The organism is Dictyoglomus sp. DH, assembly GCF_055181375.1.
Map to the genome: position 1 here is coordinate 1,667,268 of NZ_CM143706.1, position 21,876 is coordinate 1,689,143.

Sequence of the window (21,876 nt, forward strand, 5' to 3'; positions counted from 1 at the left end):
TTCTCTGCTAATCTTTTAAAGGATAAGCAACTCCATCAAGCAGCATCTCAAAAACTATACCTTTTGCAAAAGAAACTTGTATTGTCCTTTTCTGTTTGTTTATAGCTACTATCTGCCCTATCAATCCCCCTTTTGTTACTATTTTATCCCCTACTTTTAGAGAATTTAACATTTCTTCTCTCTTTTTAGCTTCTTTTTTTTGGGGAATTACAAGGATAAAGTAAAAAATAGCTAAGAAAACTCCCCAAACAACTATTAAACCTAATAAATTAACAGCTTGTTCCATATATCCTCCTTATCCAATCTATTTTCTTTATCAGAGATCAAATACTTAGAAAGAAATTCTCTTTTGAACTCACCAAACCTCCCTTCCTGTATACTTTTTCTTATTTCTTCCATAAGTCTAAATAGAAATCTTAAATTATGAATTGTGAGAAGTCTATAAGAAAGGGTCTCGTGCTGTAAAAATAAATGTCTTATATAAGCCTTGGTAAATTTTTTACATGAATAACAATCACAATCTTCCTCCAAAGGTGTAAAATCCTCTTTATATTTTGCATTTTTAATATTTTTTCTTCCCTCTTTTGTATAAAAAACACCATGTCTTGCAAGCCTCGTAGGTAAAACACAATCAAACATATCTACTCCCATGGAAACTCCAATTATCAAATCCTCTGGAGCCCCAACTCCCATAAGGTATCTTGGTTTATCTTTGGGAAGTAAATCTAAGGTATACCCCATTATCTCATACATGGCTTCCTTAGGCTCACCTACACTTATACCCCCGATAGCTATACCTTTTAAATCAAATTCTAAAAGTTTTTCAACAGCTTCTTTTCTAAGTTCTTTGTAAAAACCACCTTGTACAATACCAAAAAGAATCTGATTAGAATTCCCTGTCCTTTCTTTATAGTCTATAGTTCTTTTTAGCCAGGAAATAGTAGTTTTTAATGCATCTTTAGTTTCCCAGTATGAAGCACCATATCCTAAACATATATCAAGAGGCATTATAATATCTGAACCTAAAGCTTTCTGTATATCCATAACAAGTTCTGGAGTAAAAAAATATTGAGTACCATCAATATGAGAATTAAAGTAAACACCTTCTTCGTCTATTTTCCTTAATCTGGCAAGGCTAAAAACTTGATAACCCCCACTATCAGTTAATATTGGCCTATCCCATCCCATAAAAACATGAAGCCCCCCAGCTTTTTCTATCAATTCGTGACCAGGTCTCAAAAACAAATGATAAGTATTAGAAAGAATTATTTCAGCTCCTAACTCTTTTACTTCTTCTGGAGTAACAGTTTTTATAGCACCTTGCGTACCAACAGGCATAAAAATAGGAGTATTAATCTCTCCATGGTAGGTTCTTAATTTTCCTAATCTTGCTTTTGTTATGTTATCATCTAATATTTTCTCAAAAATCATATTTATAGCTCCTAATATATAAACATGGCATCCCCAAAACTATAAAATCTTAATCTTTCATCTATAGCTTTCTGATATGCCCTTTTCATAAGATCATACCCCATAAATGCTGCAACAAGCATAAGAAGAGTAGATTTTGGAAGATGAAAATTGGTTATAAGGCCCTCAAGAATTCTAAATTCAAAACCAGGATATATAAACAAGGAAACCAAACCCTTTCCAGGTTCCACTCTCCCAGACCTTCCTTGAGCTTCAAGAACTCTTGTTACTGTAGTACCAACAGCGATAATTCTTCTTCCTTCTTCCTTTGCTTTGTTTATCCTATAGGCTACATCCTCTGATAACTCAAAATATTCAGGTTCTAATTTATGTTGGGTAATATCTTCAACCACTACGGGTTTAAAGGTACCAAGCCCTACATGAAGAGTGACATATAATATCTCTACTCCCATGTTTTTCAAATTTCCCAAAAGTTCAGGTGTAAAATGTAATCCAGCTGTTGGAGCAGCAACAGCACCCTCTTTTTCAGCATAAACAGTCTGATAACGATTTGGATCTTTTATTGGCTTTTTAATGTATGGAGGTAAAGGTACTTCTCCGATCTCTGGAAGAATGCTTTCTATATTATCCTGTGAAAACCGTAAAACAAAGATTCCTTCCATATTTCTTTCAATTACCTCAGCATAAATATCCTTTTTAAAAAATATCTTTGAACCAATTTTGGCTCTTTTTCCAGGCTTTATCAATGCCTCATAATCCTTATCAGCTGTTTTCTTTAAAAGGAGTATTTCAATCTTTGCACCAGTTTCCTTTTTTCCATATATCCTTGCAGGAATTACTCTTGTATTATTAAGTACTAATACATCTCCTTTTTTTAAAAAGTTCTTTATATCTCTGAAAATATGGATGGAGATATCTCCTGTAATTCTACTTACCACCATAAGTTTAGAAGAATCTCTTGGCTCTGCTGGCTCTTGAGCAATAAGTTCTTCTGGAAGATAATAATCATAATCTGACAATTTCAATACCATTTAACAACATCCACTCCTTGATAATAGTATTTTAAAATCTCTCTATAATTATAACCTTTTTCTGCCAAAAATTTTGCACCTTTCTGAGAAAGTCCTACTCCATGTCCATTCCCTCTACCCACAATTAATATTTGCCCACTACTATTCAAGGAAAAATTAAATAAAGTACTTGGTAGATTAAATAAATATCTAAAAGTCGTACCTTTAACATAATATACTCCGTAGTCATCCTTAAAAATTATATTATATACTCTATTTGATGGCGTTTTCTCTACTTCTATAGAAAATTCATTACTCAAAGAAATTCCTAAAGATCTTATTTTGACCAAAAGATCTCCTAAAGTTATCCCTCTTGTCCATACGTCTAATAAAAGCTCATCCACGTCTTTAACACTTTGCAAATATGGTAAATCTTGTCCCCAAACATATTTACAAGCTTCGGTACAACCACCTGACGATGAATGGAAAAAAGCTTTTATAGGAATACCGTTATACACAATTACCTCTCCCTTGGTGTCCATTACTGCTTTTGTAGATCTTTCATTCTCTTTTTTCATCCCTTTATAGACTTGACAATGAGTAGTATTGCAAAGATCAAATTCTCCATGTCTACCTATATTAGCTAAAGCATAAGTTCGTGAAGCAACTGCTTGTGCTTTTAAAGCTTCCAAGGGATAGTAAGCAGGCATCTCTGATGGTACTACTGACAACAAATAATCTTCCGTATTTATCACATTTATTAACCATCCACTTTTTGATATCTCCATATATCCACGATAAAAATCGTTATTATAATTTAAATAATACTCATCCGGGTAGATTTTAATTGGCAAAGTAGTTGTAAGTATACCATTTTCTGCTTCTATAATAGCACTACCATCCTTAACTATAATCTTTATAATCCCCTTACCTTCAACCTTAATGTTAAGATAATCTGTAATAATCTCACCTATATTTGAGAAGAAAATCTCTCCATCAATCTTTTCAATACCAATTCTTAAAGTTGGGATTTCTTGAGAATAGGATAAACTAAAAAGGGATAAAGAAAAAAGAATAAACAATAGTAAAAGTATCCTCATTTTAACATAACTTTACTTTTTGAGTCTCAATATGATATTTATGATTATGGTAAGGAAAAGACTCAAAAGAATAGAGGTAGTCAATGGAAAATAAAAAACAAAATTCTTCCTCTCTATTCTAATATCTCCAGGAAGTTTGCCTAATAAAGGAATTTTATCCACAAAGAGAAAAACTAATCCTAAAATTATAAGTAAAATTCCCAAAAAAATAAGTATTTTACCCATTAAGTCCATAGTCACATACCCCCTATAATCTTTTGAAATTTATGCATTGTTTTAAAGGTAATCTCGTTTCTTGTTATAAGCTCACCATCATAACTGATTATAAGCTCACTATCTGATTTTATTGTTACCTTTTTACTTCTATAAAATTTTACATGAGGATTAATGGTATGTTTTCCTATATATACAAGAGGAAAAGTAGCAATCAACTCTGCAGGATGAATCTTTTGAGCAATAGCTATATCAAGAAAACCATCATCCACCTTAGAATTAGGAAGTAATTTCATACCACCACCATAATACATCGTATTTCCCAAAGCTACCAACGTAATTTTACCTTTCCAAGTTATAGAGTCAAAAAAAATCTCGCAATCTGGATATTTGAACCCCTTTAATGTGGTAAAAACAGAAATAACATACCCTTTAAATCCTGTTAAATTCAGCTTGTTCGAATTATAATTTACATCTCCTATAAAACCTGTTCCTGCTATACCCACAAAATATCTTCCATCTAATACTCCAATATCCACTTCTCTTATATTCTGGGATTTTAAAAGTTTTATAGATTTTTCTATATTTCTCGGGATACCATAGGATATAGCTATATCATTACCTCTTCCAAGAGGGATTATTCCTAAAATTCCTCTACCTTTAAGCCCATTAACCACCTCATTTATAGTACCATCACCACCAGCTGCAACTACCACATCTACTCCTTTATCCAATGCCTTCTCCACCTGTTCAAAAGTTTTTTTACCACCAATAGTATATTCTATTGAATAATCTAATCCCTCTCTATCTAAAATATTTATAAGTTTTGGATATATTTTTTCAGCCCTTCCTCTATTAGAAGTAGGATTAAACAATATATGATATTTCATTTTTTCCTCCCTTCCAATATCTGTCTTTTTCACTATATATACATCCGCAATATTTCTGTCTATAAAGACCATGCTCCTTAGAGAGATTGACCCCCTCTCTATATCCCACCCTAAAATCCTTATAATAAAATTCTAAACCAAATTCCTTTGCTAAAAGATAGCCTATATCTTTTATTAAATCATGTTTTTGATAAGGGCTTACTAATAAAGTAGTAGAAAAGAGCTTATATCCAAGTTCTTTTGCTTTTTGGGACGTCCTTTTAAGCCTCATATAATAACAAACAGGGCATCTATTATCCTCTCTATAAACTACTTGTCTTATAAATTCCTCTAAAGCGTAATCATCCTCATACACTACTTGTAAATTCTGACTTTCTGCAAAGGATTTAAGAGTAGAAAGTCTGAGAGAATATTCGGTATAAGGATGAATATTGGGATTATACCAAAAACCAGTAATTTCATAACCTTCCTCTCTAAGAACTTTCAAAGGATAAGTAAGACAAGGAGCACAACATATATGAAGAAATACTCTTTTATCCTCCATCAGAGCACCTCATTAAATGAGAAAGTCCAAGGGGAGTTATTATTCTTCCCCTTGGTGTCCTTTGAATAAAACCTATTCTTAAAAGATATGGCTCATAAACCACCTCAATAGTTTCTGGAGACTCATTAAGAACAGCAGCTAAGGTTTTTATACCTACAGGTCCACCAGAAAACTTATCTCTAAGGGTAAAAAGGATCTTTCTATCTAAATCATCTAAACCCTTATCATCTATCCCCATAAGGTCAAGAATTTTTTTTACTTCTTCTTTATCTATAATTTCCATTTCCTCCACTTCTATATAATCTCTTATTCTTTTTAAAAGACGATTTGCAATTCTTGGTACTCCTCTTGATCTCTTAGCAACCTCATTTACACCTTCCTCAGAAAGCTCTATACCAAGTAATTTTTGAGATCTCTTAATAATTTCTACCATTTCATCATGAGAATAATAATCAAGAGAGGCAATAAAACCAAAGCGATCCCTCAAAGGATTACTAAGAAGCGCAGGTCTTGTAGTAGCACCTACTAAGGTAAAAGGAGGAAGCTTAAAATTAAGTACTCTTGCTCCAGGTCCCTTGCCAGCAATAAAACTTATACTTCTATCTTCCATGGCAGAATACAATATCTCTTCCAAAGATGAAGATAATCTATGGATTTCATCTATAAAAACAATTCCATTTTCTGGAGCATTTGTCAAAAGAGCTACAAGATCCCCTATTTTTTGTAAAGAAGGAGCCGAAATAGCTTTTATTGAAACCTTTTGCTCTTCTGCTAAAATAAAAGCAAGAGTAGTTTTACCAACACCAGGAGGACCTACAAATAGTATATGATCTATAGGTTCTTTTCTTTTTTTAGCACCGTTTATTATCAAACTAAGTCTTTCTTTTATCTTTTTTTGTCCAATAAACTCAGAAAGATTTTTAGGTCTTAAAATATTATCTAAGAGAGGTTCTCTCTGAGTTAAAGAAGAGGCTGGAATCTTTCTCATTTTCATAATTCCTTAGATAATCTTTGTAGAGCAAATTTAATAATCTCTTCTATATTCTCAAAATCTTTAAATTTTTTTCTAATCTCTTTCATAACCTCATTAACCTCTTCTTTATTATAACCTAAGTTATATAAAGCTTTCCTTATAGTACTTTCCTCCTTTTTCTCCTTTGGCAATAACCCATTCTTTTCCAAGAATATTTTTTGAGCCACTTTTTTTCCAATTCCTGGAACTCTTAGTAGAGCATTTATATCTTCATTTTCTAAGATTTCATTAAATTCCTCTGGAGAGAAATAATTTACAATCCTTAATGCTATTTTCTCCCCTACCCCTTTTATACGTTTAAGATCTTCAAAAAGATTTCTTTTATTCTCATCCAAAAAACCAAAGATCTTAATCTCTTCCTTATCGATACTTTCAGAGATATAAATCTTTACTTTTTGACCTATATTATTACCCAAAAGGATCAGGTCCTTTTCTCCCAAAATAATCCTAAAACTAAAAAAATCCAAACTCACTACCACAAAATTATCATATATCTTATCTAATTTCCCTTCTATTGAATGAAAAAATGACAATTAAATATTCTCTCCTCTGCTATAAATATATGCTAATGCAATAGCTAAAGCATCAGCAGTATCATCTGGTTTAGGAATATCTTTCAAATTTAAGACTTCTTTGACCATATATTGGATTTGGCTTTTGGATGCCCTTCCATATCCAACTATTGCTAATTTAACCTCTAAAGGACTAAACATAAATATCTCTTTTTGGTGTTGGTAAGCAGCAAGCAAAATTATACCTTGGGATTGCCCAATACTTATAGCAGTTTTTACATTTTTATTAAAAAATATATTCTCCATCACAACAATGTCAGGATCATAACTCTCTAATAGAGCTGAGATTTGATCATATAAATAATTTAATCTCCTTCCTAAACTCCAATTAGAAGGAGTTATTAGAGCCCCATAATCTATAACATTAATATAGTCTTTTTCCTTATTTAAAATGCCAAAACCAGTTATAGCTGTTCCAGGATCAAGTCCTAAAACTTTCATCTAAGATAGAGCTTGTAAGATCTCGTCAGGTATATCAAAATTAGCATAAGTCTTTTGTACATCATCATGATCCTCAAGCTCTTCCATAAGCTTAAGAAGTTTTTCTGCATCTGGACCTTCTACTGGAACTAAATTCTTCGGAACTTTTGTTACTTCAGCTTGAGTTATTACATATCCTTTTTCTTGTAATTTAGCTTTAACTTCAGAAAAGTTTTGGGGGTCTGTTATTATTTCAACACTATCACTACTTATTTGAACATCTTCTGCGCCAGCTTCTAAAGCATCACTAATTAATTGATCCTCATCCTTAACACATTCCTTATCAATAAAAATGCTACCTTTATCTTCAAATATCCATGCCACACATCCTGCCTCTCCTAAACTTCCACCGTGTTTCGTAAATATTCTTCTTATTTCCGAAGCAGTTCTATTTTTATTGTCTGTAACTACTTCTACCATTATAGCTACACCGCCTGGTCCATATCCTTCATAGGTAACCTCTTCATACGTTACACCAGGAATCTCTCCTGTACCTCTCTTTATAGCCCTTTCAATATTCTCCTTTGGCATATTAGCTTCTCTTGCTCTCTCAATTGCAGCTCTTAAACGGGGGTTAGTTTCTGGATTTCCTCCGCCTTGTTTAGCTGCAATAATAATCTCCTTACTTAAAGCTGAAAAAAGTTTTCCTTTTTTAGCATCTGCTGCAGCTTTTCTGTGTTTAATATTTGCCCACTTAGAATGTCCTGACATAATCTTCGCCTCCTTAGTTTAAAGACTTGAATATTAGTGTTTTCAATGGCATTCTACAATATTTTATAAAGTTTGACAAGAATCATAATTTTCGATAAACTTTCATACCATGGATATAAAATTGATATTAACAGATATAGAAGGATGTATAACCAAAGATAAAGGATATCCCTTAGACTTAGATGGGCTAAAATGGATTAGAGACCATCTTAAACTTCTTCCTCCTATATCTTTAAACACAGGAAGATCAAAACCATATATAGAAGCAATGCTTCAAGCAATAGGCCAATTTGAGGATTCTATAGGAGAAAATGGATGCATTATATATCTAATTGATAAAGATGATATAATTTTGCATCCCAAAATAAAAGAAGAATTTTTAAGGCAGAGAGAAGAACTCAAAAAATTTTTAAAAGAGAAATTAAAAGGCTATGGACATATAGAGCCAGGTAAAGAAGTTTGTGTATCCATATTTCCAGAAAAAGATATTCCTGTACCAGAATTAGCAAAAATGTCTCAAGAATTAATCGAAACAAATTTTCCAAACTTTCAATTAGTTTATTCCTCTGTTGCAGTAGATATTACTCCTAAAGGAATAGATAAAGGAGCAGGAATGGATCTCCTTTTGGAAATAAAAGGATTAGACTATGATGAGGTATTAGGTATAGGAGATAGTTTAGGAGATCTCCCCTTTTTAAGTAAATTAAAATATAAAGCAACACCATATAATGGACATCCACAATTAAAAGAAATAGCAAATTATGTTGCAAAAGAAGAAGATATTTTAGGTCTAATAGAGATTTTTAAATACTTTTTCCTTTAAAGATTTCCATAAAAATATCTGGAAGAAGATCTATAATATCCGACGAAATCATACCGTAATTTCCTCTATTTCTCTTCCAAAAATTAACAGAAAATCCATGAATATAGTTCCCTAAAATACATGCATTATTCTCACTAAGGCCTTGGGCTAAAAGACTTGCTAAAATACCAGTAAGAACATCACCAGATCCTGCAGTAGCAAGTAAAGAATCTGCAAAAGGATTTACATAAATTTGTCCTTCTTTGGTAAAAGTTAAAGAATAAGGACCTTTAAGTATTAAGTTTATTTTGTATTTTCTTACAAAGTCTTCACCAATCAAGAATCTATTTTTCTGTATATAACCAACGGGAAGATTTAAAATTTTCGACATCTCTCCATAATGAGGTGTAATAATTATCTTTTTTCCTTTTATCTCTTCCAAAATATCCTTGATATATACTAAAGCATCAGCATCTACCACTATAGGAATATCTACTTTCGTAATAAGTCCTTTGACAAAAAGACTAGTGTCTGAATATAATCCTATACCAGGTCCTAAACCTATAGCATCAATTTCATAGCTATTTATAAACTCAATAATATAATCTAAATTTTCCGAAGAAATATAACCATCAATTTCTTTAAGAGGAATATATATTATTTCGGGATATAAAGCCCTGTAAATCATATGAATACTTTCTGGTACAGAAAGATAGACCATACCTGCCCCACTTCTTAAAGCGGATAAAGCAGAAAGAATCGGTGCTCCTGTATATTTCAAAGATCCCCCAATAATTAATACTTTTCCTTTTTTTCCTTTATAAACCATCTTAGTATGAACAGGAATTAACTTTTGTACCATATTTTCATCCACAAGCTCCATATTACTTTTTACTATAGAATCCAAAAACATATCCCCAAAGTTAAGTCTACCTACTACTAAATTTCCAATATACTCTATAGCAGGATATTCAAAAAATCCCTTTTTAGGATAAAACATAGTTAAAGTATATGAGGACTTTATAGCAGAACCCCTAATTTCACCAGTATCAGAGTCAATTCCAGAAGGGACATCTATAGAAATTACAAATTTTTTTAATTCATTTATATATTCGAAAATATTTTTAAGATTATCTTCAATATCTCTTTTTAACCCAATTCCAAATATTCCATCTACAATAATATCAAACAAGCTTAGATCTTTATAATTAGACTTTAAATCTAATATAAGAACATCATTTATAAGGCTCAGTTGAATTTTTAAAAGATCTGATATTTTTTTATCCCAAAAATAAGAAAACACGTATACATTTTTCACACCATAATTTAGAAGGTGCCTAACTAAAGCAACACCATCTCCCCCATTATTCCCAGGACCACAAAGAATAGCCACATTCTTGCTTTTTAAATCTGGGATATTATCTTTTAAGAAATTAAAAAGAAAGATCGAGGCATTCTCCATCAACATAAGAGTTGGAATCTTATATTGCCCTTCTAAAATTTTCTCCAAATTTCTTATATCTTCAGAATTTACAATTTTCATATTCTACCTCTCAAGAGTTATTAAAACTCTATTAGGTAAGCAAACAATGCTTTCTCCCGTTTTATTTATAAATCCTTGTTTTATGCATATTTTATCAGGGCAAGGGGATGAGATCATATGTACTCCTTTTCCTTCTATATATTCAAAAATACTATCTCCTAAGGGGCCTTTTACTTTATATTTATCACCACTTTTAAGTTTTGTTAGGGGCATTCTTAATACTTCTCTATTTTCTACTTGTATAACTAAAAATTTGGTTTCGCCTTTCGGTAGAAATAAATATATAATACTTATAATAGAAGAAATTAAAAGAATAAAAACTAATAAATTTGTTTTTTTCATATTCATCATAAAAATTATACCATATCATCATATCACAAAGAGTACTTCAGAAATTTTATTTCTTTGATATAATTTATAATCATGGTAAAGCTAAATAATTTTCAGAATAAAAATATCAAGCTACCAACACCTATTTGTAAAGGTCATTTATCCATAGAAGAAGCATTACTTTTAAGAAGGTCGGTAAGAACATATAAAGAGAACCCCATTAATTTACAAGATTTATCTCAAATATTATGGTCTGCCCAAGGAATAACAGAAAAGAATTACAAATTTAGGACATGTCCTTCTGCAGGTGCTACTTTTCCATTAGAAATATATGTCTTTGCTTATAAAGTTCATGATTTAGATATAGGAATTTACAAGTATATTCCTGAGAGCCATGAATTAAATCTCCATTTAAAAGGTGATAAGAGAGAAGATCTTTTTATCGCATGTTTAAGACAAGAATGGATTAGGAGAGCCCCAGTTATTATCATAATATCAGCTAATTACTATAAAACCACTGCAAGATATGGGGAAAGAGGAATAAGATATGTATTTATGGAAGCAGGACATTGTGCCCAAAATATTTATTTACAATGTGTATCTCTGAACTTGGGAACTGTAGCAGTAGGAGCCTTTAATGATGAAGATGTAAAAAGAATAATACATCTTCCTAAAAATGAGTTTCCTCTATATTTATTGCCCATTGGAAAGATTTAGTAAACATAGTTGATAAAATAAGCTAAGATGTGTTAGACTTATCCAAAAAGAGTATTAGGAGGGTGAATAATAATGGATAAATTTATGATTAAAGAGATTAGAGAAAGTTATCAAATTATTAAGGGATACAGGGAAAGGGTAGAAGAATTCAAAAATATATCCGACGAACTTAAGAAATATAACTTTAATCATGTAGTCTTCGTAGCAAGAGGTTCGTCTGATAACGCTGCTATATGGGGAAAATATTATACAGAGTCTAATTTAGGAATACCTGTTTCATTATGTGCTCCTTCCCTCTTCACCATCTACAAAAGACCACCAAACCTAAAAAATTCCTTAGTTATAGCCATATCTCAATCGGGAGAAAGTGATGATATATGTGAAGTAATAAGAACTGCAAATGAACAAGGTACATTAACTATTGGAATAACAAATAATCCAGAAGGCAAATTAGCAAGACTTGCCAAAATCAATATATTTACTAATGCTGGACAAGAAAAAAGTGTGGCAGCCACAAAAACATATCTATCTCAACTCGTTTCTCTGTATTTTCTTATAAATTCTATAAAGGGTAGAATTTATATGGATGAATTTGATAAAATATTAATGGCTATGGATACAATTTTGGGTATGGAAGAGAAAATAAAAGAAGAGGTAAAACCTTTTAAATATATGGAACATTGTGCTGTGTTAGGAAGAGGTTTTAACCTTTCCACAGCATTAGAAACAGCATTAAAATTTAAGGAAACTTCCTATATTATTGCCCAACCATATTCTTCCGCTGATTTTATGCACGGTCCCTTAGCTCTTGCTACTGAAGGTTTTCCTGTATTCTTCTTTGTCCCAAAAGGGGAGAGCTTAAACCATTCCTTAGAAATACTATCTATATTAAAAGAAAAGGGTACCGACATATATTTATTCAGTAACGAACCTAATCTTCATAAAGATTACCAAGGCTTCTTTATTGACTGTGATATTCCTGAAGATGTGTCTCCTATATTGTTAATATATCCAGCTCAATTCTTTGCTTATTATTTAGCTGAATTAAAAGGTAGAGATCCGGATAATCCAAGAAATATAAGAAAGGTGACCATAACACGGTAGATATGATAAAAATAGTTATTGATCTAATTAACAATCCAATTTTCATTATTCCTTTCCTCGTAGTAATAATTACTCAAGGGCTGAAGGGTATTATAAAAATTATTCAAGAAAAAAAGTTTTTATGGATAGCCTTCTTTGAGTGGGGAGGAATGCCAAGTTCTCACTCAGCCCTTGTTGTATCTTTATCATTAATAATAGGTATAAAAGAAGGTTTTAATTCTACAATTTTCATTTTATCTATGTTCTTAGCCGGAATAGTAATTGCAGATGCAATTGGAGTAAGACTTGCTACAGAAGAGCAAGCAAAAGTAATAAATAAGATAATTCAAAGGGAGTTAAAAGATCCAAAATTAAAAGAGATAAATCTAAAAGAATCTATTGGACATACCCCTATAGAAGCTATAGTTGGAGGAATAATCGGTTTAATCTTAGGACATCTTCTATATTACGGGATATTTCATAGATGAAAATAGGATTTTTTAGTGATACCTATAAACCTCAAAAGAATGGTGTAGCTACTGCCCTATTTTTTCAGAAGAAAACCTTAGAAGAAGAAGGTCATGAAGTATATCTATTTATTCCTTATATACCTAAAATCTTACCAGAAAAACATGTCTATCAGCTTTTTTCTATTACTTTTCCATTTCAAAAAGAACATAGAATTGCAACTCCTTTTTCTATAAATCATGATCTATATCTTAACAATCTTAAATTAGATGTAATTCATACCCATACTCCTTTTTCATTAGGAATTTTTGGGGCTTATGAAGCTAAAAAAAGAAAGATTCCTCTTATACATACCTATCACACCTTGCTTACTGAATACGCCTACTACATATGGGATCATTTCCCAGATATGGTCAAAAAACATATAATAACTGAGAAAAGAGCAAAAGATATAGCAATATGGATTAGTAGATCTTATTGCAACCTCTGTGATACTGTAATTTCTCCTTCCACAAAGATTAAAAAACTACTTATTGATTTTGGAGTTAAGAAACCCATAGAAATAATTCCTAATGGTTTAGATTTGAGGAATTTTCATCTTATTGATAAAAAAGTAGCAAGAGAAAGATTACATCTTCCTACTGATGCATCTATTTTACTATTTGTAGGAAGATTAGGAAAAGAGAAGAACATAGAATTTTTATTGAAAGTTATGAGTAAATTAAAAAATTATCCCAAAATCTACCTTCTCATTGTAGGAGATAACCCTGACAAGAGAGTAATAAATAATCTAAAAGAAGAAGCTAAAAACCTTAATATCGAAGATAGGGTAATATTTACTGGCTATCTTGATTACGATAAAGTAATAGAGGCCTACTATTCTTCAGATATATTTGTCTTCTCGTCTTTGTCCGAGACCCAAGGTTTAGTAGTGTTAGAAGCTCTTACAGCTGGGCTTCCTGTAATTGCTTTAGAAGATGAGGCTATTGCAGATTTTGTAAAAGATGAAACAAATGGTTTTCTAATACCCTTCAAAACTTCTAAAATAGAGGAAAGTATTATCTTATTTTCAAATAAAGTTATAGAATTATTAGAAAACTATAACTTATATAAAAAATTATCAGAAAATGCCATAAGTAGTGCCCAAAATTTCAGCGTTCAAAAGATTAATAAAAAACTCCTTGACTTGTATAACAACCTTATCAAAGAATATAATATTTAAAAATGCCTGAATTTATTTCTCTTTTTATAGAAGAGTTAAACAGAAAAAAAGAAAAAATAAATAATCTTTTTTTCAAAAAAGATATAAAAGATAGGTCTTTTTTTGTAAACTTTGTAGAAACTCTATGGCATAAAATACCAGAAAATTTACAAAGTAATGGTCATAAAATCTTTGCTATTGATGCCTCACAAAGAACCCTATCCTTTTCTCTTGGTCCGTATCTTCTTTTAACTCAAGGTTTAGCTATAGGTACTGAAGGTTATGAGAAAGCTACCATCTCATTAGATCCAATACCCGCATCAATTTCTGAAAATCAATTGGCATGGATACGGGATTTAATAATGCAAAAAATAGAAACTGAACTTGCCCTTAAAATTATAGAAGAAATTAAACCCCCCTTCATCTTATTTATTGATGGCTCTATCATCTCACGACTTTCATATCTATTAAGATATATAAATCTTATAGAGGAAGAGCCTTACAAAGACTTGGCTCTTAATGCTTTAAATACCACCATAGAACTCATTCTAAAATCCAAAAATAAAAATATAGAATTAATATCTATATCAAAATCAAGTAGAAACACCTTTTTCTTCCAAATTTTATCAATAGACCATCCTGAATTAAAAGAAGAACTTCCCTACACTCCTATTGACGCAGAATTTTTAAATATCCTTTCCTGGGAGCCAGGATATAGTACTCCCCTACTAATAGGAGCAGAAATGGGACTTGGTCATAATCAAATAGAGCTCATAGAGAAAGATCCTAATCTTCAAAATTTGCTAAAAGATATACCAGCTTTTATCACTTTCTATGTAAGACTCATTCCAAGAGACCAAATTTTAAGAATTGATATACCAAACTACTTAATAGGGGATTCAACCACACTTTTAGAAGTAAACTTTCATTGGGAAAAAGATGTAAATATAGATAATATCCTTGCTATTCTCAGAGAAAATTGTATAAACTCTCAAATATATCAAACTCCTTTGTATTTAGTAGATAACATTGTCAGAATTAAAAAAACCCCCGATTTAGAAAGGTATATAATGATTCTTAAAAAAGAATTTCCTGATATCTTAGAATTAGATAGATCTCAAAGGAGGTTTTTCTAAATAATCATGGACTTAAAATGTGTAGGATATTTGGTGGGTGAAAGTTTTTGTGATAGTTTTCAATTTATAACTAATGAAGAATTAGCCCCTAAAAGATTGGAATATATCATAATTAAAGGAACTGCTGCATCGGATGAAGAGGTAGACGTATTAGCTCAAGTAGAAAGTCTAAAGGCTTTTTCAGATATATTAACAGAAGATCAGGAATACGATGCAACCACAAGACTTTTAGAATTAAATTACAAAATACCACTAAAGCTCATTGCTACAGCCAGAGTTTTAGGCTATTTAGATATGGATGATAACATTCAGCTTCCAAGATCAGTTTCTTTACCAGGTTCTCCGGTTTTTTTAGCTCCTGATGATCTTCTTAGAAGATTCTTCACTCATAAAAAGGCCACCGCTATAGAAATTGGAACCTTACTTTATAGGCCTAATGTCAAAGTAACTCTTGATCCCAATGGACTTAGGAGGCATCTGGCCATAATTGCTCAAACAGGAGCAGGTAAATCTTATCTTACAGGATTACTTTTAGAGAAACTTGTAAAACTTGGTGCTACTATTTTAGTATTTGATCCCAATAGTGACTATGTCTTACTAAGAAGGAAAAGAAATAATTTAAAAGAATTTTCATCTATTGCCCAACAAGTTAACATTTATAGAATACCTCAAGTAAAAGGGAGATTTACGGATGATATCATTGGGGGTGTAATACCCTATTCAATCAGATTTAGTGAGTTAGAAAACGAACAAATAGCAGAAATATTAGGAATCTCAGAATATAGTAACATAAGAGATGCAGTTGAAACAGCTATTGAGGAACTTAGAAAAGAAGGTGTTGATTTTACCCCAAATGAACTTTATGAAAAATTACAATCTATGGCAGGTATAGACGAGGAAGAGGAAAAAGAAGAAATATTAGATTTTGACGACTATGAAAAAAAATATGTAAAAAAAATAGAGAAAAAGAATAAAAAATACTCTGAAGAAACAATGATTGGAGCAAGAAAAGCATTAAAATATGTAAAATGGATAAAAGATTATCCAATATGGGGATTTAAAGATATAAAGATTGAGGAAATTCTAAAACCTGCTCAGATATCTGTCATAGATTTGGCAGGTATAGAGAAGAACCTACAAGATTTAGTAGTAAGTAAATTGTTAAATGATATATGGACTAAAGCAAAATCAGAAGGACTTACATATCCCTTATTTATTGTATTAGAAGAAGCCCATAATTTAGTGCCAAAAGAGAAAGCAGAGAAATTAAGAAGTGCTAAGATAATAAATTCAATTGCAGCGGAAGGACGAAAATTTAAAGTATTTCTTATTGTGGTCACACAAAGGCCCTATAAAATAAGCAGTAATACTTTATCCCAATGTGGAAGCCAGATAATAATGAGATTAACCAATCCTACAGATCAAAACGCAGTAAAAGAAGCATCAGAAGCTCTTTCAGAAAACTTATTTAATGATCTTCCTGGATTAAACATTGGAGAAGCTATTATCTTAGGAAGATTAACCCGTATTCCTGTAATGGTAAAGATTGGGGAAAGAGAAACTGCAGAAGGAGGTTTTGATATAGACATAGATGAAGAATTTGAAAAAGCTCTAAAAGATGCTCAAAATAGAGATATATTCGAAGATATTATAACCGATCTCCCTGATATTGGGAGTGAAATCTAAACATGATAAAAATTCTTATAACTGCTGATAACCATTTAGGTAAATACTACAAAAAGTTAGTACCAGAAAGACTAAACGAAAGAAGAAGAAAGATAAGAGAAGCATTTAAAAAAACAGTAGATTATGCCATTGAAGAAAAGGTAGATATATTTATACAAGCTGGAGATTTATTTGATTCTACAAATCCCAGGAATCAAGATTTGGCCTTTGTTGCTCGAGAGTTTTCAAGATTAAAAAGAAACTATATTCAAATTTATACTATTGGTGGAAACCACGATGCTCCAAATATGATAGATAGTGATGCCTTTCCCATGAAAATTTATGAAGAAGTAGGTTTAATAAAATCTTTTTTATCTCAATCTAATATTAACGTAGATATATTTGAGAAGGATCAGAAATTAATTATATCTGGTTTATCCCATGATCCAAGAAAAAAGGGAAGAATTGATCCCTTAGAAAATATAAAATTATCAGATTCTATACCTCAAGATAATAATATATGGAAAATCCTAATTCTCCATTACTCCTTTGAAAAATATGCTCATCCAAAATCTTCTGAGCCTCAAGTATCACTACATACTTTATATAGCCTCCCCTTTAATATTTATATATTGGGACACCTCCATGAGAAGAATATTTATAAATTTGGAGATAAAATACTAATAATACCAGGAAGTACTGAAAGATTTGATTTTGGGGAGATAGATCTTACTCCAGGTTTTTACCTATTAAAAATAGAAGGAAAAAAGATTGACATAATTCACGAAAAAATAGAACCACAACCTATGAAAATCATGGAAATAAAACTTTCAGAAATTACAGAAAAAGATTATACCAATGCTATTATTGAAAAAATATTAAGAGAATCTCAAAAAGATCTTATGTTAAAATGCAAAATTGTAGGAGAAATTCCTATATCTATATATAGTTCCATAAATTTTAGCAAGATACTAGACGAAGGACTTAAAGCTAATTTCTTATTTGACTTAGATACACAAAATTTGAGAATAAAAGGGAAAGAGATATCAATAATACCATCAGAAGATTTCAGTTTTGAAAAGAATCTGTCTAAAATAACAGAAAAATACTTGGAAGAAAACAAAGAAGATCAAGAAGCTATAATAGAAGCAGTTAAATGGATAAGAGAAGAGTTAAAAATTAGAGGAGAGTTCTTATGATAAAACTTGTGAGCTTAAAACTTAGAAATTTTAAACAATATGAAATAGCATCTCTAAATTTTCCAGATCAGGGAAGAATACTTATAAAAGGGAGGAATGAGGCAGGAAAAAGTAGTATATTTGAGGCAATTTATTTTGCACTTTTTGGGGAAGGACTCGAGCACAATAATAGTGATCTTATAAGATTTGGAACTAACGAAACAACAGTAGAGCTTACTGTAAAAACTAATGATAAATTAATAACCATAAGAAGAGTCCTTCCTCTTAATAAAAACCAAGACGCCTCTTTGGTTATAAAAAATATAAATGAGCAAACTACAAAACAAGAAATAGTAAAAGGACCAAGAATTGTAAACAGTAGAATAGTTAAAGAGATAGGTCTTGATGGAGATATATTATTAAACACATGTCTTGTAGCACAAAAAAAATTAGATGCCTTAGAAACTTTAAAGGCTGGAGACAGAAGAGAAATAATATCCAAATTATTTAACTTGGATTATCTTTTGAATATTTCTGAGAAGGCAAAACAGATCAAAAATGAACTTGAGAAACAAAAACCCCAATATGAACTTTTGAAGAAAGCAGCTGAGGCTAAAAGAGTTTTACCAGAAATTGAAGAGGAATTAGATAAAATCCATAGAGAAATAGAAAGGATTGAAAAAATCGAAAAATCTAAAAATATATACAATTTGGAATTAACTTTAAATAATCTTAAAGAAGAAATTAGAGGCTTGGAACAAAATCTTGAAAACCTAAAAAATAAAGTAGAAACCTTAGAATTCTTAAGAGAAGAAAAAAGAAAAATAGAAGAAATAACAAGCATTAAAGAAAAACTTCAGATATTAGAAAATCAGAAAGAAAAGCTTCAAAAAGAAATAACTAATTTAGAAGAAAGAATAACTAAAGAAAAGGAACTTTCAACTCAACTTGAAAGGCTTAATAATGTTATTAAGATAAAGCAGGAAATTGAAAAATTAGAAAAAGTATTAAGCGATGGAAATAATTTAATATCAAACCTTCAAGAAAAATTCACAAAATATAAGGAATTAGAAAACAAAACATCAAAAGAAAAAGAATTACAGGAGGAGAAAGATAAGCTCCAAAAGGAAGAGATAAACTCACTTCTTAAGAAAAATCTGTTAGAATTAAGAATTAAGAAACTAAGAGATATATTAGGAAAAATACAAGAAATACCTCAATTAGAAGATACATATAAAAGGGCTTTAGAATATCATCAACAAAAAAATAAGGTTTATGAATTAATTTATAAAGTACGAAAAACTAAAAAATACTTTGTTACCTCATCATTCATTACACTAATATCTTTAACATTAGCTATCCTCTTATCAAAAATGTTTTTCATCACCACAGGAATATTAACCATTTTATCCATCTACTTTTATCAGAATTATGCAAAGATCAATAAAGAGTTTACCAAAGAAAAAAATCTTCAAGAATATATTGAGAAAAACATTCCTCTTGAACTCAAAGAAAAAAATCAAGAAGAATTAGCCTTAATATTAAATAAAGTTCTAGAGAAAAAAACATATAAAAAGGAACAAATAGAAAGATTAGAAGAAAAACTAAAAATGAAACTTAATCAAACTAATAATTTAATTACAGAAATTGTACAAAAGAAAGCTTACATAGAAAGTGAACTAAAAAATATTGATTCTTATAAAAATGAAATCCATAAATTATCCTTAGAGTTCCAAGAAAAATTAAAAGAAAGTAACCTGGACAAAATAGAAGAGAAATTAAAAAAGTTATCAGACACCCTTAAAAAGAAGGAAGAAGAATTAATCTCCTTAAGAGAAAAGGATACTATGCCTGAAAAGGAACTATCTTATCTCATTTCTCAAAAAGGATCTATAGAAAACGAGATTGAAAATATAAAGAGATTAAAAGAGGAATTAGCAAGGAAAAAAAGAGACCACAAAAATATTGAAAATGAAATATCAAAAGAACAGACAAATTTAGAAGAAAAGATAAACGAATTAAGAAGAAGTGATGATAAGTATTTGTCAGAAATAGAAGAATTAATAAGGCAGTTGGAAAATGATAGGGTAAAAGAAGAATATGAAAAAATTACTCAAGAACTAAACAAGAAAAAGGGCGAAAAAAACTCTATAGAGAAAAATTATCAGGATCTTATAACTGAATTTTCTAAAAGATTTGTAGAGGATTGGAGAAACTATATAAATGAAGTATTTGATGAAAATTTAAGAGAGGAATTAACAATAAAAGAAAAGGAACTCCTTCAACAAAAAGGTGAAAAGGAAGGAATACTAAAAGAATATGAGCAAAAAACAGGAAATAAAAGAGAAGATTTAGACCCAGAGAGGATAAATCAAGAATATATCAAATTAGAAAAAGAAATTATTAAAATGAACTATGCAATGAAGATTGTAGATACAACAAGAGAAACTATATTAAAAGCAATTAGACCAAGAACAGAATCCTTCATGCAAAAAATATTACCCATTTTAACCTCAGATAGATATCATTATGTAGAGATTGGGGACGATTACAAATTAAAAGTTTACACAAGTTTCAAAAAGGAACCCTTAGAAAAAAACATTTTTAGCGGAGGAACACAAGATCAACTTTCCTTAGCTTTAAGACTTGCTTTTGCTATGGCCACGTTACCTCAAGACAAGGGTATACAGCCCAAATTTATATTCTTAGATGAACCTCTTGGATCTTTTGATGAGGACAGAGCAAAAGGCTTATTATACCTTCTCACTGAAGGAGAGGTAGCAGAGCATTTTGATCAAATCTTTCTTATAACACATGTTCCTATCGATGAATCTATTTTTGATGAGATCTACTATGTAGAAAATGGTAAAATAACAAAAGTACAGGAAAACACTACTCAATCTTTAGATTACGAAGATAATTCTTAAATTGTTCTCCTAAATCTTCTCTCTGAAGAGCAAGTTCTACTGAAGCCATTAAAAAACCAAGTTTGCTTCCTGTATCATATCTCTTTCCTTTAAATTCATAAGCATATATAGCTTCCTTCTCTAATAATAATTTAAGTCCATCAGTAAGTTGTATCTCTCCACCTCTTCCCGGTTTTACTTTCTCAAGCATAGTAAAAATTTCAGGAGTTAATATATATCTCCCAACAATAGCTAAATTAGAAGGAGCTTCTTCTACGGAGGGCTTCTCTACCAGATCTGTTACTTGATAAATCCCTTCTTCAATCTCTCTTCCAGAAATAATACCATAGTTTTTAACCTCATCCCTTGGCACCCTTTCTACTGCAACAACAGAACACTTATATCTTTCGTAAATCTCTATCATTTGCTTTATACATGGAATATCACTGACTATTAAATCATCACTTAAAATAACAGAAAAAGGTTCATCTTTCACTAATGCCTTTGTTACAAGCACAGCATGACCAAGACCCAAAGGTTCCTTCTGTCTTATATAATAAACTGTACCAAGCTCTGATATTTCCCTAACTTGTCTTAAAAGATCTAAATCACCTTTCTTTTGAAGAAAATATTCCAACTCAAAAGATATATCAAAATGATCCTCAATAGCCCTTTTATTCCTACCAGTTACTATTATGATTTCTTCAATTCCTGAATTTACAGCCTCTTCTACAGCATATTGTATTATAGGTTTATCAACTACTGGAAGCATCTCTTTAGGCTGAGCCTTTGTAGCAGGTAAAAATCTGGTACCAAGACCAGCAGCGGGAAAAACAGCTTTCTTAATACTCATCTTTGAGTTC

23 protein-coding genes are annotated in these 21,876 nt (G+C 30.8%); 9 read left to right on the plus strand and 14 right to left on the minus strand.

Features of this window, described 5'->3' with window-relative positions; all coding sequences use genetic code 11:
- Nucleotides 1–7: 7 nt before the first annotated feature.
- The 11 genes from yajC to ACY3JJ_RS08395 are packed head-to-tail and all read right to left on the minus strand — an operon-like array spanning nucleotide 8 to nucleotide 7,984.
- Nucleotides 8–286, minus strand: a complete 279-nt coding sequence (yajC, locus tag ACY3JJ_RS08345; protein WP_463083447.1) for a preprotein translocase subunit YajC — start codon at nucleotides 284–286, stop codon at nucleotides 8–10.
- The gene (gene tgt / locus ACY3JJ_RS08350; RefSeq protein ID WP_463091583.1) at nucleotides 262–1,431 is read right to left on the minus strand and encodes a tRNA guanosine(34) transglycosylase Tgt; all 1,170 of its coding nucleotides are present in this window, start codon (nucleotides 1,429–1,431) and stop codon (nucleotides 262–264) included. The genes yajC and tgt overlap by 25 nt, the downstream gene beginning before the upstream one ends.
- A gap of 11 nt (nucleotides 1,432–1,442) precedes the next feature.
- Complete coding sequence (gene queA / locus ACY3JJ_RS08355) at nucleotides 1,443–2,462, minus strand: tRNA preQ1(34) S-adenosylmethionine ribosyltransferase-isomerase QueA (protein ID WP_463091584.1); 1,020 nt, start codon at nucleotides 2,460–2,462, stop codon at nucleotides 1,443–1,445.
- Nucleotides 2,453–3,541 (minus strand): SpoIID/LytB domain-containing protein, encoded by a 1,089-nt coding sequence (locus tag ACY3JJ_RS08360; RefSeq protein ID WP_463091585.1) that lies wholly within the window; start codon nucleotides 3,539–3,541, stop codon nucleotides 2,453–2,455. Before ACY3JJ_RS08360 ends, queA begins: the two co-directional genes overlap by 10 nt.
- 12 nt (nucleotides 3,542–3,553) lie before the next feature.
- On the minus strand, nucleotides 3,554–3,775 hold the full coding sequence (locus ACY3JJ_RS08365) for a DUF2905 domain-containing protein (protein ID WP_463091586.1): 222 nt from the start codon (nucleotides 3,773–3,775) through the stop codon (nucleotides 3,554–3,556).
- 2 nt (nucleotides 3,776–3,777) lie between these two features.
- On the minus strand, nucleotides 3,778–4,644 hold the full coding sequence (locus ACY3JJ_RS08370) for a diacylglycerol/lipid kinase family protein (protein WP_463091587.1): 867 nt from the start codon (nucleotides 4,642–4,644) through the stop codon (nucleotides 3,778–3,780).
- Nucleotides 4,622–5,188: an epoxyqueuosine reductase QueH gene (locus tag ACY3JJ_RS08375; protein ID WP_463091588.1), complete on the minus strand. Its 567-nt coding sequence runs from the start codon at nucleotides 5,186–5,188 to the stop codon at nucleotides 4,622–4,624. Before ACY3JJ_RS08375 ends, ACY3JJ_RS08370 begins: the two co-directional genes overlap by 23 nt.
- Nucleotides 5,178–6,176: a Holliday junction branch migration DNA helicase RuvB gene (gene ruvB / locus ACY3JJ_RS08380; protein ID WP_463091589.1), complete on the minus strand. Its 999-nt coding sequence runs from the start codon at nucleotides 6,174–6,176 to the stop codon at nucleotides 5,178–5,180. The genes ACY3JJ_RS08375 and ruvB overlap by 11 nt, the downstream gene beginning before the upstream one ends.
- Before the next feature lie 2 nt (nucleotides 6,177–6,178).
- Complete coding sequence (ruvA, locus tag ACY3JJ_RS08385; RefSeq protein WP_463091590.1) at nucleotides 6,179–6,754, minus strand: Holliday junction branch migration protein RuvA; 576 nt, start codon at nucleotides 6,752–6,754, stop codon at nucleotides 6,179–6,181.
- Nucleotides 6,755–7,234 carry a crossover junction endodeoxyribonuclease RuvC gene (ruvC, locus tag ACY3JJ_RS08390; protein WP_463091591.1) on the minus strand — a complete coding sequence of 160 codons (480 nt, stop codon included), beginning with the start codon at nucleotides 7,232–7,234 and terminating at the stop codon, nucleotides 6,755–6,757.
- The gene (locus tag ACY3JJ_RS08395; RefSeq protein WP_463091592.1) at nucleotides 7,235–7,984 is read right to left on the minus strand and encodes a YebC/PmpR family DNA-binding transcriptional regulator; all 750 of its coding nucleotides are present in this window, start codon (nucleotides 7,982–7,984) and stop codon (nucleotides 7,235–7,237) included.
- Between the two features lie 109 nt (nucleotides 7,985–8,093).
- On the opposite strand from ACY3JJ_RS08395, the gene ACY3JJ_RS08400 reads away from it, so the two are divergent.
- Nucleotides 8,094–8,807 carry an HAD-IIB family hydrolase gene (locus tag ACY3JJ_RS08400; protein ID WP_463091593.1) on the plus strand — a complete coding sequence of 238 codons (714 nt, stop codon included), beginning with the start codon at nucleotides 8,094–8,096 and terminating at the stop codon, nucleotides 8,805–8,807.
- Here ACY3JJ_RS08400 and ACY3JJ_RS08405 read toward each other — a convergent pair.
- Nucleotides 8,788–10,329, minus strand: a complete 1,542-nt coding sequence (locus tag ACY3JJ_RS08405) for an NAD(P)H-hydrate dehydratase (protein ID WP_463091594.1) — start codon at nucleotides 10,327–10,329, stop codon at nucleotides 8,788–8,790. The genes ACY3JJ_RS08400 and ACY3JJ_RS08405 overlap by 20 nt on opposite strands.
- 3 nt (nucleotides 10,330–10,332) lie before the next feature.
- The gene (locus ACY3JJ_RS08410; protein WP_463091595.1) at nucleotides 10,333–10,671 is read right to left on the minus strand and encodes a NusG domain II-containing protein; all 339 of its coding nucleotides are present in this window, start codon (nucleotides 10,669–10,671) and stop codon (nucleotides 10,333–10,335) included.
- 81 nt (nucleotides 10,672–10,752) lie between these two features.
- Here ACY3JJ_RS08410 and ACY3JJ_RS08415 point away from each other — a divergent pair, with 81 nt between their 5' ends.
- The 8 genes from ACY3JJ_RS08415 (at nucleotide 10,753) to ACY3JJ_RS08450 (ending at nucleotide 21,034) form a co-directional block, all read left to right on the plus strand.
- Nucleotides 10,753–11,376: a SagB/ThcOx family dehydrogenase gene (locus ACY3JJ_RS08415; RefSeq protein WP_463083433.1), complete on the plus strand. Its 624-nt coding sequence runs from the start codon at nucleotides 10,753–10,755 to the stop codon at nucleotides 11,374–11,376.
- Between the two features lie 72 nt (nucleotides 11,377–11,448).
- Nucleotides 11,449–12,480 (plus strand): SIS domain-containing protein, encoded by a 1,032-nt coding sequence (locus tag ACY3JJ_RS08420; RefSeq protein ID WP_463091596.1) that lies wholly within the window; start codon nucleotides 11,449–11,451, stop codon nucleotides 12,478–12,480.
- 2 nt (nucleotides 12,481–12,482) lie between these two features.
- Nucleotides 12,483–12,947, plus strand: a complete 465-nt coding sequence (locus ACY3JJ_RS08425) for a divergent PAP2 family protein (protein WP_463091597.1) — start codon at nucleotides 12,483–12,485, stop codon at nucleotides 12,945–12,947.
- Complete coding sequence (locus tag ACY3JJ_RS08430) at nucleotides 12,944–14,149, plus strand: glycosyltransferase family 4 protein (protein ID WP_463091598.1); 1,206 nt, start codon at nucleotides 12,944–12,946, stop codon at nucleotides 14,147–14,149. The genes ACY3JJ_RS08425 and ACY3JJ_RS08430 overlap by 4 nt, the downstream gene beginning before the upstream one ends.
- 2 nt (nucleotides 14,150–14,151) lie before the next feature.
- A complete protein-coding gene (locus ACY3JJ_RS08435; RefSeq protein ID WP_463091599.1) occupies nucleotides 14,152–15,264 on the plus strand; it encodes a DNA double-strand break repair nuclease NurA in 1,113 nt (370 codons plus the stop codon).
- Between the two features lie 6 nt (nucleotides 15,265–15,270).
- Nucleotides 15,271–16,950 carry an ATP-binding protein gene (locus ACY3JJ_RS08440; protein ID WP_463091600.1) on the plus strand — a complete coding sequence of 560 codons (1,680 nt, stop codon included), beginning with the start codon at nucleotides 15,271–15,273 and terminating at the stop codon, nucleotides 16,948–16,950.
- Between the two features lie 2 nt (nucleotides 16,951–16,952).
- Complete coding sequence (locus ACY3JJ_RS08445; RefSeq protein WP_463083427.1) at nucleotides 16,953–18,128, plus strand: metallophosphoesterase family protein; 1,176 nt, start codon at nucleotides 16,953–16,955, stop codon at nucleotides 18,126–18,128.
- A complete protein-coding gene (locus tag ACY3JJ_RS08450) occupies nucleotides 18,125–21,034 on the plus strand; it encodes an AAA family ATPase (RefSeq protein WP_463091601.1) in 2,910 nt (969 codons plus the stop codon). The genes ACY3JJ_RS08445 and ACY3JJ_RS08450 overlap by 4 nt, the downstream gene beginning before the upstream one ends.
- Here the strand turns inward: ACY3JJ_RS08450 and galU are convergent.
- Nucleotides 21,000–21,866 carry a UTP--glucose-1-phosphate uridylyltransferase GalU gene (gene galU, locus ACY3JJ_RS08455; RefSeq protein ID WP_463091602.1) on the minus strand — a complete coding sequence of 289 codons (867 nt, stop codon included), beginning with the start codon at nucleotides 21,864–21,866 and terminating at the stop codon, nucleotides 21,000–21,002. The two genes, ACY3JJ_RS08450 and galU, sit on opposite strands and share 35 nt — an antisense overlap.
- Between the last annotated feature and the right edge of the window lie 10 nt (nucleotides 21,867–21,876).